This window comes from Treponema sp. J25, from assembly GCF_004343725.1.
In the GTDB taxonomy this organism is placed as follows: Bacteria; Spirochaetota; Spirochaetia; order Treponematales; family Breznakiellaceae; genus J25.
On record NZ_PTQW01000012.1, the window covers coordinates 181,230 to 196,079 of the forward strand.

The following is a 14,850-nucleotide window of genomic DNA, read 5'->3' on the forward strand; positions in this document are numbered from 1 at the left end:
ACACTTTCAATGTAAATAGAGCGATTCCATCGCTTTTATAAGGTTATAGGCCATTTCATTGGCCGGCGTAGGAATATGATACTGACGACCAAGGGCAATCACCGTGCCGGCAAACATTTCCACTTCCGTTTTCCGGCTCGCAAGTACATCCTGACACATGGACGTGTAGTTATCCGGGTGCAAACCGGCCAGTGTTTTTTCCCAGGCGGCCAGATCTTCTTCCCCCAGATTGATATTCAATACCTGCGAAATGGCGATTACCTCCCGCTGCAGGGCCTCCATCACCGCCTTCGCCTCAGGAACCTGCTGGAATACCCGATAAGAGGCCCGTAAAATTGCCGAGGCCTGATTAATCCCCACGTTGATCATAAACTTGAACCAGAGGGACCGGAGCATATTCTCTGGAATAACGTAGGGCACGCCGGCGGCATCAAAAAAGGCCTTTAGCCGGGCGACCCGGGGACTGTAAGAACCCTCTTTATTCAGGGTCTCCCCAAAGTAAATCTTACCGGTGGAAGCAAAACGGGTTTCGTTCCCCAGCCGCACCGCATCGATTCCCAGGATCATCGCATAGGGGGGGATATGGACCCCCTCAGGGGCCCCTGGGCCAGCCCCAAAGGTTTGGCCCAGGATTTCTTCACTCGAAATACCGTTCAAAAGGGAAAGGATCGTCGTTTCGGGCCCCACATGCCCGGCCATTTGCTGGATAGCCTCCTGGAGGTGGTGATACTTTACCGCCACGATCACCAGGTCAAAGAAGGGGCTGGACCGGCTTTCTTCCCTGGGCCCTCCATCACGGAGTGCATGCTGGACCGGCGCCACCACGGGGAAACGGATTTTTTCCCCATTTACCACAAAACCTTCCCGATTATAGCGATCATAACGCTCTCCATCAGCGAGAACCGCTACCGAACCGGGTTTGTTTTTTTCAATTATGGAACCTATGGCAGTTCCAATAGCACCTGCCCCTACAATAAGAACCTTTTCTATGGGTTTCATGGTGGTCCCCCTTCTTTAAACTTACAAAATGATACTCCTCTTGTAGCTACCCATCTTCCAGGATCGCTGCAGAGGGCCCTTTCATTTTTAATTGGGCTAATCAAGAATAGCCCCATTGTACGATGGAGAAAAAAATCCGTAAAGAGCGCCTTTTTGGAAGATAGTCAGTAACCACCTTGTCCCACGTAAGGGAATTAACTACAATTACCCCTGATAGAAAGATGTATGAACATTGTATGCATGCACTCGCAGTAAAAAGGAGTGACCATGGTTTTTACTACCACTAAAAACAAACACAAGACCCTTTCCTTTAAGGACGCCATATTTCAATGTCTTCCCGAAGATGGAGGCCTCTATGTGCCCGCATCCCTGGTGGATCTCCGGCAATTCTTCCTGTATATGGACCAAAACACTACCTACGGGGACCTTGTGGCAGCCATCGTGCCCACCCTTTTTGAAGGAGAACTAAACCCTATTTCGGCCAATCGGGTAGCCACAAGTGCTTTTCACTTTGAACCAATTTTAAAACAATTAAACAATCATCTTTCTGTTCTGGAATTGCACCATGGACCTACGGGGGTCTTTAAAGATTTTGGTATTGCCTTCCTGGCGGCGGTAATGGAAGAGTTCCTGGGGGAAAATGGGTATGCCCTGACCATTACGGCGACCACGGGGAATACCGGTTCCAGTGTCGCCCGGGCATTCCAGGGGCGGAAAGGGCTTACGGCGGTCATTCTGTATCCCCGGGGCACCGTTAAAGGGCTGGATCCCGCGACTTTTGTTCCCAACGGCGGTAATATCCTTCCCATCCAGATTGATGGAACCTTTGACGACTGCCAGCGACTGATCCGGGAACTCTTTGAAGATCGGCCCTTTATCAACCGCTATCATGTTACGAGCGCTAACACGATCAATGTGGGGCGGCTTTTACCTCAAACCTTTTACTTCCTGTATGCCTTCATCAAAATAAAAAAATTTGTCCGGGGGGACCTCCTTTTTAGTGTCCCCTCAGGGAATTTCGGTAATCTTCTAGCCGGTCTGTACGCATGGAAATTCGGACTCCCCGTAAATGGTTTCATCGCGGCCACCAACGCCAATGATGCCTTTGGAGATTTCTTTAAGGGAAAACAGTTTATTCCCAAAGCACCGATTCAGACCCTCTCTCGCTCCATGGATGTGGCAAACCCCTCAAACTACGAACGCCTTGCGGCATTTTACGAAGAGGCCCCCGCGGTCATGCGAAACATGGTGTATCCGAAATCTATTAACGATGCAGAAACCCGGGAGGCCATTCGGAAAGCCTGGGAAACCTATAAAATTCATCTGGACCCCCATGGAGCAGTGGGGCTTGCGGCGGCGGAAAAACTCTTGGAAGCAGACCTGGAAGACGGGCACGTGGTGGTGCTTTCCACGGGGCATCCTGCTAAATATGCGGATCTCCTTGAGGAATTAACCGGTAAGCGTCCGGTTACCCCACCCCATCTTCAAGAACTGGAAAAAGAAAGTGTCCCCGTAAGCATCATCCCCCCCCATATCGATGCCCTTGAGGCGGCTATCGCCGGTTGCTGTTAAGGAAAGGATTAACGGGGCTTTCTCCCGAGCGGTGGATATGCAGGGAACCCTCGATTGCCCCCCTCAGGGAAGCCACCTCCAGGCTGTTTAAGAGAACGGGGTGTTACAAAAGGGGGCGCTCTATTTGACCATCCTCTCGTCGATAGGGATTTCGTCGGTTGCGCAGGTAGTTTTGATACAGGGCGGCGCTTGCGTAGTACCCATCCAGCCCTTTAAAGGACGAGGCCTCATCACAACGATACAATTCCAACAAGAGAGGAAACAGGGGATTCGCCAGGGCATCCTTAACCCGGTTGTAGGGCAGTTTCGGCAAGGCCGCAGGCATCATATGGTGGCGCACCAAAAAATGCACCTTTTCGATAAGGGAAGGGGGGAATTCAAGCCGTTCCAGAAACCGGCTCGCCACCTGGGCCCCCAATTCCGCATGCCGGTCAAACCGATGACTCCCAGAAACATCGGCCAGGGGCTTTCCTATATCATGGAGAAGCAAGGCCAGGGAAAGCACAAAATCGCTTTTCTTCCGATGCCGAAAGGTTTCGAGGGTATGTTCCCAGCCATTTCCTTCGGGGTGGTATTCCTTTGCATGATCAATGGTTTCAAGGGCATCCAGTTCTGGCCAGTAGGCATGGATAAAGCCTATCTCTTTTAACAAACGAAACGCCAGGGCGGTGTTTTTTGAACTAAGCACATAGTAGAGAAGCAGTTGTTGCAAACGAATCGGAAGATTTTCATGATTAGAAAGATCAAGAATCGTTTCTGCCACAATGCGCAGAATTTCATCATGGATTTCTGTAGAAGAAACGAGGAGCGCCGGCTCTGTATACCGGGCAAGCAAAATGGCCCCTTCAAAAGCGGCCCGCTCATAACTTGAATGGCTATCAAGGGTATCCCACCAGGAGACCTTCTCCAGATGGGGAGTTTTTAACGAACGGATTGACCAGTACCTGGCTTCAGGATCATAAAAGACATCCTGCTCTGGTTGGTAGGAAAGGGTAAGGATGCGATAGGCAGGAAGCCCCTGAAGGAGCGAGGCACCGCAACGGAAGAACAGGACCTGCTCCCCCTTCTGAACCATCGCATCGGCCACCATGGCGCCGGGGAACAGGAGCTCATCGTACCAGCGGGCCAGGTTTTGCAACTCCGCGTCCACCTGGACCCATCGATAATTCAGCGGGGGCTCTCCAAAATAGGCATCCAGCGCACTAAATTGAACAAAAGACCATCGCACCCCGGCGCGCCGGAGGGGCTCTACGAGTTCATCCATCGAACCTAGTTCCTTCCCGTCCCCCTACTCGTTTTATAGGGGCTTAATTTTTTTTATTGGCAACGTTCCCTTCAAAGCTTGTTCGATGTTGGCCACCTGATAGGCCGAGTCTGACAGGGCCTGGAGAAAATCAAGGTGTATTCGGGCTACTTCCTCCACCCGTCGGTGCCATTCGGCAAAGCGAATTTTTGAAGGATGGGGGGTTGGCGTAAAACGAGAAGGCCCTTCTTCCTGACCATGATCTTTTCGGCGCGAAGACCGGCGAGAGGAAAGAGCGGGATCTTTGAATCCCGCATCGTCGGACTCAATACAGGCCACGAGGGTGGCATAGAGGAGCGCCTCTTCGAAGCGTTCCTTATTAAACCACTCAATGTCATTAAAAAGATGGACTCCCAGGAAGGCGCGGGTATGGGCATCTGTAAATATTTCCCGGGCAAGCAGAAGGGCCTTATTCTTTTCCTGCGTTTCCTCAGGAGCTAGTTCGCGGGTGGAGTGTTCCAGGATAAGCTTGAGGAGTTCCACCACCCGATCAACCTCTTCGAAAGGATAGCCCATTTCCTGATACACTTCCTTAAGTTTCCGATCCAGGCACCAGTGATCCACCAGGCGGCGGGCATCCTTTCCGCTTGCCCCTTCTCCGATAATCCCCCGGTTCAGGGCCAGAATAGCATATCCCGCCACATAACTGGCAACCCGGGGCTGTTCGCCGCAGGTACGGACCAGTTCTTTAATAAGATTTTTCGTAGAAGTCGAAAACGCTGCAGGAGGACGTCCTTCGTATTCTACCAGTTTAAACAACCGCTGGAGCGAAAGGGCAAAGGATTCCCAGATCTTTTCGTCCTGCACCATCGTGTAGGAACTATCCCGTTCAAAGGATTCATATTGACCCGAGGCACCATCCAGGTAATCCCGGGCAATCTGTACATATCGCAAGGCAGCCCCCCGGATCGATTCCAAAAAAGGCGCAGCCTTAATAGATTTTTCAGCGGGATCACACAGAGCCCTTATGGCATTGAAAAACGAAGGTTTTACCAGTTCCTTAAAAGCTCCATAAAGGTCTCGCAAGAAAAGATCCTGGAAAGCACTATGCAGGTTCTGCACGCCCCTGCCTGCAAGTTCATTCCATAACTTTCTCCAGTGGCCAAGACTATTATCTTCTACTTCGTGAATATCTAAAAACACCTGGGATTGATAGCCATCCAAGGCGATAAAGAGTCCCTGCTCTGCCAGTTCTTTACTCGAGCGGATATACCACAGGTCGGTCCGTTGCTCATGCAGTACCGTAAAACGGTTCGGGGCGCCGCTTAACCCCAGGGCTTCCACCAGGGAACGGCGTACCAACGATTTGCTCCCATCGGCGTTTTTCCGCATTACCGGGGAAGCTTCCCGAATCCAACCGGCAGCCCGTTGATAGCTATTGTTATAGAGTACGAGGGCCCGCTCATCCCCCAGTCGATTAGAGTAGGCAAAAACGTTTTCGTTTACTGAACCATCATGAGTAAAAAGGTCGTACAGGGCAAAGTGTTCTGCCCCAGCAAAAAGTCGTCGCTTTTTTAACAGGGGGAATATTTCCCGCTCATGGCGGGCCACCAGAGCGGCATCGGGTACTTCATCCCGGTAGGCCCGACGATACTCCATTCCGTATTTTTCTTCAAAGCCCTCTATTTGGCCGTGCCCAAACATAGGAAGCCCCGGCATGGTACACATGAGGGTGCATACCCCAAAGTACTTATCCCCCTTTCCAAATTGGGCCACCGCGGTTTCTTCATCGGGGTTATTCATAAAATTCACAAAACGCTGCAGGATCTGGGGATCAAATTCCAGGGTATTCTTGATGGTAGCCCGATATTTGGCGTTTTCTTCCATCTTGAGCATGTTCATGAAGGCGGAATTGTACACCCGATGCATGCCCAGGGTACGAACAAAGTAGCCTTCCATCATCCAGAAGGCCTCTGCCAGAAGCAATGTATCAGGGGCTTCCACCGCACAGCGATCCACCACTTCCCGCCAGAATTCCACGGGCATCCGCCGATCAAACTCTTCTTTTGTCAGGGCAAATTCGGCCCGACTCGGAATATCTCCCCCATGGCCTGGTTCGGGATACCAAAGGCGCTGAATGTGCCGTTTTGCTAGGGTCATGGCCGCATCAAAACGCACAATAGGGAACTGTTTACACACCCCAATAATAGTTTGAATCACCGCTTCCCGGGCTTCAGGGTTAAGGAAATCGATCTGGGCCGTATCGTTCCAGGGCATGGAGGTACCATCGTTCCCATGGTAGATATACCGAACGTCGCCGGTTCTGAAATCCACCCGTTTAAAGACCACCGCCGCATCGCTGCGGCTATAGTAGTGATCTTCCAGGTAGATCCCTATCCCTTCCCGATCCGAAAGATTTTCCCCGTTAAAGGTATAACCAGGGAAGGGAGGATACCGGAGTTGTAGAAACCGATCGGGATGTTCCATGACCCAGCGAGAATCGATCCCCGTATGGTTTGGGACCATGTCCGCCCCAAGGCGGATCCCCCGCCAGGCACAGCGATGCCGCAGATTATCCAGGGCTTCCCAGCCCCCTAATTCGGCGGCCACATCATAATCGTACAGGCTATAGGCGCTGGCGGCCGCTTCGGGGTTTCCACAACGACGCTTAATCTCCCGGCTTGCCTTACTCCGTTCCCAGATACCAATAAGCCATAGCCCCGTAAAACCCCGACGGGCAAGTTCATCCAGTTCTTCATCGGGGATTTGGTCCAGCCGATGGATGTCCCGGTTGTACTTCCGGGAAAGTTGATACAACCAAACAAGGATAGTCTTAGCCATAAGTACGGTTCGGGGCATCCATTCCCGGTCTTCGCTAAACCGCTCATACTCATGCTCTAGTTCGGAATACACGTACGTGCGGGTTGGGCCAGGCCCCATAAATACGGGCTTTTCTTCTTCCTTAATAACGTCCAGGCTCGTGAGTAATCGTTTTAAATACTTGCCGATGAGGAGCCCCCACTTCTTACGGATATATTCCAGTTGACCCGTAAGGGAGTAGGGTTCTGCGACCGCAGGGCTGTGGAGCATTTCCCAGAGGTCCTGATGATCGGGGCCAAAATAGGGGAGTGTTTTAAAGTGTTCTTTAATAACCCTTATGGCCTCCGCATAGGCCGTTTCTTTTACAAGGGGAGCATCAGAAAACATAAAGAGGAAGGGCTCAAAGGCGGGATTTTCATTGGCAAGCCGCAGAAGCATCAATTCTTCCAGTACCAGGAGGCGATTGGGGATTCCCTCATCTGAACCAGCAAGATAGGCAGCCACGGTCTGCCCTCCTTCATATACCACCTGGGGAGGGAACAGCTCTACAAAGGTGGTAAAAAGGCGGGCTAGCTTTTCCTTACCGAGTTTTTCTTCCAGGGCGGTGTACAAACTTTCGAGGGCCATAGGAGCGGCCTGTTCCCGGTACAGGGCTGCCACGTAGTGCAAAATTTCATCAATGAGCCCCATGGCGTTGAGTTTCCCTGCCCGAATGTACCGTTCAGGGTGGAGTTCCGGGTTAATACGGCTATTGATTTTATGGGCAAAATCTCGGACCGCCTTAAAGTCCGCAAGAATCACATTTCCCCGGAGCGCAAAAAGGGGTGCCGGTAATTCATATTGATCCCGGATGGAGCGGGCCACATGAAATTCCCGCTGGGCAAAACAGAGGTCCGCCCGGGGGCCTGGGATGCCCCCTCCGGTTCCACCATCGGCACCACAAAAGGGCACGGTTCGGGCAGAAATGGTCCCGTGACCTGCCACAGTACTCTCTGCATCGGGGGAGCACCTTTCTTCTGTCCCCGGTAAGCACATGGACGGAGTAAGTCTTTGTAAACTGATAACCAGCCTTTCCATTATTAACTCCTCGCTTTATTTCTTGTTTAGAAACCGGGAATCCCGTATTTCAGCCAGGGCCCGCACCGCTTCGCTGAGTACCGTATCCTCTGCCAATACTTCTATTGGGGCAGGGAGACGATAGGTCCAATTAAAACTACTCACCGTCCCGGGAATATTTATCCGCTCCTCCCCAGGATCTTTAGTATACCACCGCCCCGATAGATGTAATAGATCCTGGATTTGAAAAATCACAAAACGGGCAGGACTTGCCGCACAGTCTCTCAAAATTGCAAATGCTACCTGGGGTGTATAAGTATCGGGCAAGTCAGGATCCTTAAGAATTCTCTTAAAGGCTTCTCGATCCGCCTCTGCTTCCCACCACTGACGAAGGGTACTCGTATCATGTACCGCCGGTGTACACACCGCCCGCTCAGGATACTGTTCAAAGGGAATATAGGGTTCGCCCCATTCATTCCATTTTCGGGTCCATCGAACTATTTTTAGGCTTAAAATGCCAAGCTCCTCTAATACCACCGGCACACAATCAGGGATAGCTCCCAGATCTTCCGCACAAATTACCATGGAACTGGCCTCTTTAAGAGCCGAAAGAATAGCGCGCCCCTGCTGTTCCCAGAGTTTTTCCGAGGCTCGACGTTTTTCCTGGATAAGCGTATCGAGCTTCCAGCGTTCCTCGTCAGAAAGGGAAGTAAAGGCCCGGGTATCCCAATAGGTCCAGGTGGGCACAAAGACCCCTGGTTCGTATTCCAGTAAGGTCCGATTTTTCCAGGCCCCTAATAAGCACGTCCGCAATGACTCATTAATATCGAGGTTCTTAAGATCCCGTTCGCCCCGGATGGTCTTTTTAAACAACCAGAGAGGCTCCTGCCCGATCTGCTCCAGGGCAAGGGCGCAGACCTTGCGGACCTCCGCCTCGGCCTGCGGCAGATCCCCTACTGCATTTCTCAGTTCCTGGGTTGGGACGTGGGGTTCCGAAAGCCACCGAATTCTTCCTCCATCAAACCCCCGCTGTTCGAGTTCTGTACGGAAGATCGGCTCAGAAGGAAGGAACCGCCCCAGGGCGGCGGTTTCATCAAAAACAGAAGTAGCCCAGAGCCGAAAAAACCCCAGCACATGGTCGAGTCGATAGGCATCATAATAGGTAGATGCATGACGAACCCGCTCTTTCCACCACCGGAAGCCTTCCCTTGCATGGTGTTCCCAATTATACACGGGGAATCCCCAATTCTGGCCCGCCGGTTCCATGGGCATCGGCGGCGCCCCCGCCGAAAGTTCCCGAAAGAAATACTCCGGGTGGGCCCACACGTCACAGGAATCCTCGTTAAGAAGAATTGGTAAGTCCCCTTTTAACATGATGCCCAGATTTCGCACCGCCCGAGCGGCCTCTCGAAATTGTTTATCCAGATTGAACTGAACCCACACCCAGAAAAGGGCTTCTTCCCGATAGGCAGGGTTTTCCCACAAAGAAAGGAGGGCCTCTTTTTCCACCTGCTGGAATTCGGGCCACTCTTTCCAGTGGCGCCCCCCATGGCGATCTTTTAAAGAACGGAAAAGGGCATACTCAATTACCCAGGGATTGGTGGTTATCCATTCCCCAATGTCGCCACCGGCCACACTCCGTTTTTGAATGCCTTCTTTTTCATCCGAGTATATGGTACGCAGTAAGGCTATTTTGGCATCCTGAACAGCCCCATACAGAAAGCGATGTTGACTATCGTATTTTTCTTTTAGTGCCCTAATTTCTTTTGTATACCGACTCGCTTCTGGGATGGCACTCAGTCGTAAATATAAGGGGTGGAGACCATAGGCAGTAAGGGCACTGTACGGAGAACTTTGAAAACCCGTGTCATTTACGGGCAAGAGTTGGATTAGGGTAATACCGAGGGATGCACACCAGTTTCCCAGCGGAATAAGCGAAAGGAAATCCCCTACTCCCTCATTGTCTGCTGTTCGGAGCGCCCCCACCGGCACTGCTATACCCAAACGAGGCTTGTTCTGATCTACCATATCGATTGGTACTCCTTCTTTTTAGTTTTTACCCTGGCCCATTCACAATACCGATTTCGCGGGTTCAGCTCTCTTGAGCCCCGCTAGTACCGAAATTCCCGGATTGGTATGTTTATCGGCATGTTTGTATCCCTATCCACCATCAGTATATGATTATTAAACCGGTTTTGTAAATAAAAAGTTGTTCACTTTATTATCCAATGGGGGGGAAAAGGGGAATCCTAAAACTCTCGATCTATTTCCCGGAGGACCGAACAAATCCTGCCGTCCAGTGCCAGACGGGAACCGAAAGCTCCGAAGAGAACGGATTTATCCGATTAAAGTCCGGCAGCCACTCATCGTCCTGAACCAATTCCTGATAAAAGCCCCCCTCTATCTCATAGTCATCCAGCCATCTCATAAGGGTATCAAATTCCCGCTGACCCACATAGCGACCGGGGATACTTCCCTGAGAGACGTGCCCCCCTTGATACACCGGCGTATACTGGGTCATGAGGGAAAGAAGGGCCTTTCCCTGGGCGTGGCTGACAAACCATTCCAGCACCTGCCGGGTCGCATCCAATTGACCAGGCAACACCAGGTGACGGATAACCACCCCCTGACGAAGGACCGATACGGTATCTTCGGCCTCCCCAGTCTTTTCTTCCTGAAGAGCAGGAACCTGGGCCGAGGTTTTACGATTATGCCGGCTCGGCCCATACACAAGGGGTTTTAGCTCTATCATTTTCAGGATAGCTTCCTGGGCCTTCATGCCATAATCAGGGGCATGAAAATAGCGGCGACCTATTTCCTCGTCCAGGGTCTTCAGGTCAGGAAGGTACACATCGATATAGGGAGAGCCTGCTTCGACGGCTGCCACGCTTTCATAGGCAGAACTGTTCCATAAAATCGGTATTTCAAGTCCCTCTTTTCGGGCCCGTAGAACTCCTTCGCAAAGGGCGGGAAGGGCGTGGCTTCCGGTAACAATATTGATGTTCTCTGCTCCCACATCCTGCAGGGCCAGCATGATACGGGCTAGCTCATCGGTCTCCACCACCCGCCCCATCCCATGCTGAGAGACCTGCCAATTCTGACAAAAAAGGCAGCCCAGGGTACAACCGGTTACAAAAATAGTCCCCGACCCTCCCAGGCCGGTAATAGGAGGCTCTTCTCCCTTATGAATATTCGCTACAGCAACTCGGAGGGCCGCCGTTTCACCACAAAAACCCCGGTCCCCCCGATTTCGATTAACCCCACAGTTACGGGGACAAAGGGTGCAAGCATCGTAGAAAGAAAGGAGATTCATGATGCTAAGAATATACTAAATTATCCTCTTCTACCACTCTATTACAAAGTAAAAATTAACTTTAATTTAATGGATATCAACAAAAAACTAAAACAATTCTACTTTACAGAAATTCTCCATAATATGTCCTTTCGTTCCAGCAAAAATACATTCAGATAATACATAACTATATTACATAACAACAAAAACACCACATTTACACCATATACACATAATTTTGATTGAATAGAAGCATATTCAAAAAAGCATGAAATACCACCGAACATAAAGTACTTGTAAAGAGGAAAATAAGCTTCCAAGAAAACAGAAACAATCAATAAAGCACAACCGGTCATTAGAGATAAGAAAATACTATCATTTTTTATGATAACAATCATACCCCCTAACTGCATTACCAGAACCATTAATAATATAAAGGGGATTTGTTGCATTAAATAGCGAGAATACAAGTTATATATATCGATAGTAGTATTTTCGATAAGAATACCTATTTCACTCTTAAATTGAGGAGCGATCATTAATGATAATAATGTTATTAGCCCATATATAACTAGCCACTTAAGAACAGAAGCCTTCAGTTTAAAAGCATAATACTTTTTTCTACTTTTCAAAGACTCAAGATATACATATATATAACCGTACAAGTAATCTTGGGAAAAATACAAAATCTCATTAACAATAATGTAAAAAATAAAAAAAGAAAGCAAAAAATTATTGGTTATGAGTAAATATTCTTTTGGTGTAATGACCAAGTTTGTTCCTAATCTAACCTGGCACCAACATAAAAAAGAGATGAAAAAGAAAACAAGAATCCAGATAAACAACTCTAAATATATTTTTCTGTTTTCTATAAAATATTTGCTCATATTTTATCCTTCAATATACCATTTTCAAGAACATAGTTCTTCTGATTTTCAAGAACAACTATTTCTTTTTGATGATTTGTATACAATAAAGAAGCCTGTCTTTCTACAACTTCTTTCCTAAAAAGATTCTTTATCTTTTCAACACTTTCCTCATCAAGGCCAGAAAAGGGTTCATCAAAAACATACAAATCTGATTTAGTAAGCAGATGACGAAGAATAGCAACTTTTTTTTGCATTCCGGTAGATAAATCCTTTGCTCTTTTGTTTATATCTTTAATACTTAAATAATCTAAATAATCTAAGATTATTTCTTCTTTTATTTTTTTATTTGATAGTGTAAAAAAATATTCTATATTTTCTAATATCGTCATATTTCTAAAAAGAATAGGGCGATTAATATAACCAGACATTCCTTCCCCTAGTTTTTCAGCTTTTACAAAACCCGCGTCTGCTTTTTCAAACCCCAAAATAATAGATAGTAAGGTTGTCTTACCACATCCATTCTTTCCTTCAATTGAGACAACATCGCCTTTATCAATCTCCATATTAAGATCTTTCAATACAGATAAGTCTTTATAATTTTTTACTATTCCAGAAAGAACTAGTATAGAATTATTCTCAACATTCATAATTATTCCTTTTGGAACTAAAACATAAATTAAAATTATCTACAAATTTCTTCCATTGTCTCTTATCTTTTTGTAAATCATTTATATAAATAATTACATTTTTTACTCTTTCTCTAGTCAATGCACATAAAAGACGTGAAGGTATATTAATAGATTTATTCTCATTCACATTAGCTCCAACACAGCCATGACATATATTTTTTGCATAACAACTGCGACAAAAACGAGTATTAACTTTCATGGTTTCCTGAATATAATCTAATATATTATTCTTTATTATTTTATCAGGAGTGTTAAGATCACCAAGAGGCCTTATGCAATCTTTATTAACAAGCATAAAACATGGATATAAAAAACCTTCCGTGGAAACAGCAAGCTCTGTTCCAGAAGGACAAATAAGATAGTTTCTTCTTTTATTTATTATTGCGATTAGAACATCAAAAAAAGCAGATGAAAAAAGAATATCTTCGTATCTGCCTTCTTCTATTTTTTTGATGTTATATATATCATAATCTAAATATGATTTTATTAATTTTTCAATTGCATCATTATTCCATTGGATCTGGCTATTACCATCATATTGAACAGGTACTATATGGGCATTACTAATATTAAATTCTTTTTTTAAAAACTTAGAAAAATCAACAATACCAAAACCCTTGTCTATATGCTCCATGGTAAGTGTTCCTTGAATCGAAACAGGAAGCCCATCCGTTATCATATTCTTTATATTATTCGCTACATTTTTATATGTTCCCATTCCATTTCTAGATATTCTTGTCAGATTATGGTATTCTTCTGGTCCATCCAAACTAACAGTAATACTAAATTGATAGTTTTTAAGAAGGGAATATACTTTATCATTATAAATAGAACCATTAGTAATAATACTAAAATGAATATTATAACCTCTTTCTTTTAATTCCTTACAAATACTTTGAATATTATTTAGCTCCAGAAGTGGTTCTCCCCCAAAAAAACATATACTCTCAATTTTATTATAAATGTTACTTATTTTTTCTACGTATTTAATACAACTATTTATATTTATTATCTGATTCTTCGGACTATTCAACTTACCATTTTCATAAAAATCTTCATAACAATAAGAACACCTAAAATTACATGCGTTTGTCATAATAAATGTCAACCTACGAAGAGAGAAAAAAGGATTATTCTGCTCAATGATGGCATTGGCATTCTGATTCTCTGTTAAATCGCCAATATCCTTTCTTATATTTCTTAAGGTTTCATTTTTGTTTTGATTTTCTTCTGTAGGATTTCTCCTAACCAGATCTATTAATTCTTTCCCTGTTTCGAAGAATTCCATAGTAACATCTGAATATATAATATTATCACTTACAACATACAACATATTTTACCCCCTTTTAGTATTGATAGTATCCTAACCCTACATTGACAAGAGTTGAAAATGTATAATCGTTCCATTGAGGATTATTTACACTAAATATTAGAGACATACTGACAGGAACATTCATTTTCCCATTTTTAAATGGTAATATAAAAGAGCGCAGTTCCAAGGTATGATCAAGCCAACAAAAAGAATAAGTATTTGTGTAACCCCCTATTCTGTAGACAAGACCTATTGTTGGATAAACAAGAAAATCTTCTTCTTCCCCTTTATCATTGATATTTGTATAATTAAATATTTGTTTAAAAACATAATCACATCCCAAAGAGAAATAAAAATAATCTTTAGCAAAGATTTCATTCACTCCATAATAAAAAAAAGGAAGAATATCTTTATCATAACTCATATATAAATTCTTTTTCGCATTTAAACTAAGAGAAAAAATAATATTCCTATTTATGCTCTTCCATAAACCTGTATAAAATTCATATTCTATATTTATTAAGCTCATATCCTTTATAATAATTGTCGGTTTGTTGTTCAGTATCCATCCCTCTACAGGGAATTTCTCATTCCCCTTATAATCACCCACTTTCAACTCCAGAGACGTTAGGTATCTATAAATATTTGCTGTATCTAAACTAATCCACAACCCATTTATAAAAGCATAGGTTATAAAACCAATTTTTTCTGTTTCTAGTTTTGATAACAAAGAGATTTTATTTTCTTTTAAATAATTAAAGGAACCAATTCCATAGTCATTCGAAACTTTTCGAATTGAAGCTCCAAAAAAGTCTACATATATTTTCCTCAACCATGGAGAAAGATTGACATCCCAATCAGAAATGACACCATATACACCGTCATATATTTGAGCTCCTTCTACCTTACTACCATACCATTCAAGCCAAGGGAATATATCGGCAAAAGCAAAAAACGAACATAAAAAGTAGAAGACAACCGCGCTCTGCCATAATAGT

General features: G+C 45.6%; 10 protein-coding genes. 1 reads left to right on the plus strand and 9 read right to left on the minus strand.

What is annotated here, in order from left to right; all coding sequences use genetic code 11:
- Positions 1 to 6: 6 nt before the first annotated feature.
- Positions 7 to 999, minus strand: a complete 993-nt coding sequence (locus C5O22_RS04310; protein WP_132779965.1) for a ketopantoate reductase family protein — start codon at positions 997 to 999, stop codon at positions 7 to 9.
- 267 nt (positions 1,000 to 1,266) lie between these two features.
- Between C5O22_RS04310 and thrC the strand changes: the two genes are divergently transcribed.
- Complete coding sequence (thrC, locus tag C5O22_RS04315) at positions 1,267 to 2,571, plus strand: threonine synthase (protein ID WP_132779966.1); 1,305 nt, start codon at positions 1,267 to 1,269, stop codon at positions 2,569 to 2,571.
- 103 nt (positions 2,572 to 2,674) lie between these two features.
- On the opposite strand, the gene C5O22_RS04320 is transcribed toward thrC, so the two are convergent.
- The 8 genes from C5O22_RS04320 to C5O22_RS13465 form a co-directional block, all read right to left on the minus strand.
- On the minus strand, positions 2,675 to 3,835 hold the full coding sequence (locus C5O22_RS04320) for an HD domain-containing protein (RefSeq protein WP_132779967.1): 1,161 nt from the start codon (positions 3,833 to 3,835) through the stop codon (positions 2,675 to 2,677).
- Positions 3,836 to 3,868: 33 nt separating this feature from the next.
- Positions 3,869 to 7,711, minus strand: coding sequence for an alpha-amylase family glycosyl hydrolase (locus C5O22_RS04325; protein WP_243692861.1), 3,843 nt, complete (start codon positions 7,709 to 7,711; stop codon positions 3,869 to 3,871).
- Positions 7,712 to 7,726: 15 nt separating this feature from the next.
- On the minus strand, positions 7,727 to 9,718 hold the full coding sequence (locus C5O22_RS04330) for a 4-alpha-glucanotransferase (protein ID WP_132779968.1): 1,992 nt from the start codon (positions 9,716 to 9,718) through the stop codon (positions 7,727 to 7,729).
- Between the two features lie 235 nt (positions 9,719 to 9,953).
- Positions 9,954 to 11,003 carry a radical SAM protein gene (locus C5O22_RS04335; RefSeq protein ID WP_132779969.1) on the minus strand — a complete coding sequence of 350 codons (1,050 nt, stop codon included), beginning with the start codon at positions 11,001 to 11,003 and terminating at the stop codon, positions 9,954 to 9,956.
- Positions 11,004 to 11,101: 98 nt separating this feature from the next.
- Complete coding sequence (locus C5O22_RS04340; protein WP_132779970.1) at positions 11,102 to 11,869, minus strand: hypothetical protein; 768 nt, start codon at positions 11,867 to 11,869, stop codon at positions 11,102 to 11,104.
- The gene (locus C5O22_RS04345; protein WP_132779971.1) at positions 11,866 to 12,498 is read right to left on the minus strand and encodes an ATP-binding cassette domain-containing protein; all 633 of its coding nucleotides are present in this window, start codon (positions 12,496 to 12,498) and stop codon (positions 11,866 to 11,868) included. Before C5O22_RS04345 ends, C5O22_RS04340 begins: the two co-directional genes overlap by 4 nt.
- Positions 12,488 to 13,873: a radical SAM/SPASM domain-containing protein gene (locus tag C5O22_RS04350; RefSeq protein ID WP_132779972.1), complete on the minus strand. Its 1,386-nt coding sequence runs from the start codon at positions 13,871 to 13,873 to the stop codon at positions 12,488 to 12,490. The genes C5O22_RS04345 and C5O22_RS04350 overlap by 11 nt, the downstream gene beginning before the upstream one ends.
- 13 nt (positions 13,874 to 13,886) lie before the next feature.
- Positions 13,887 to 14,850 (minus strand): hypothetical protein (locus C5O22_RS13465; protein WP_165910399.1); only part of this gene is annotated, 964 nt, incomplete at its 5' end.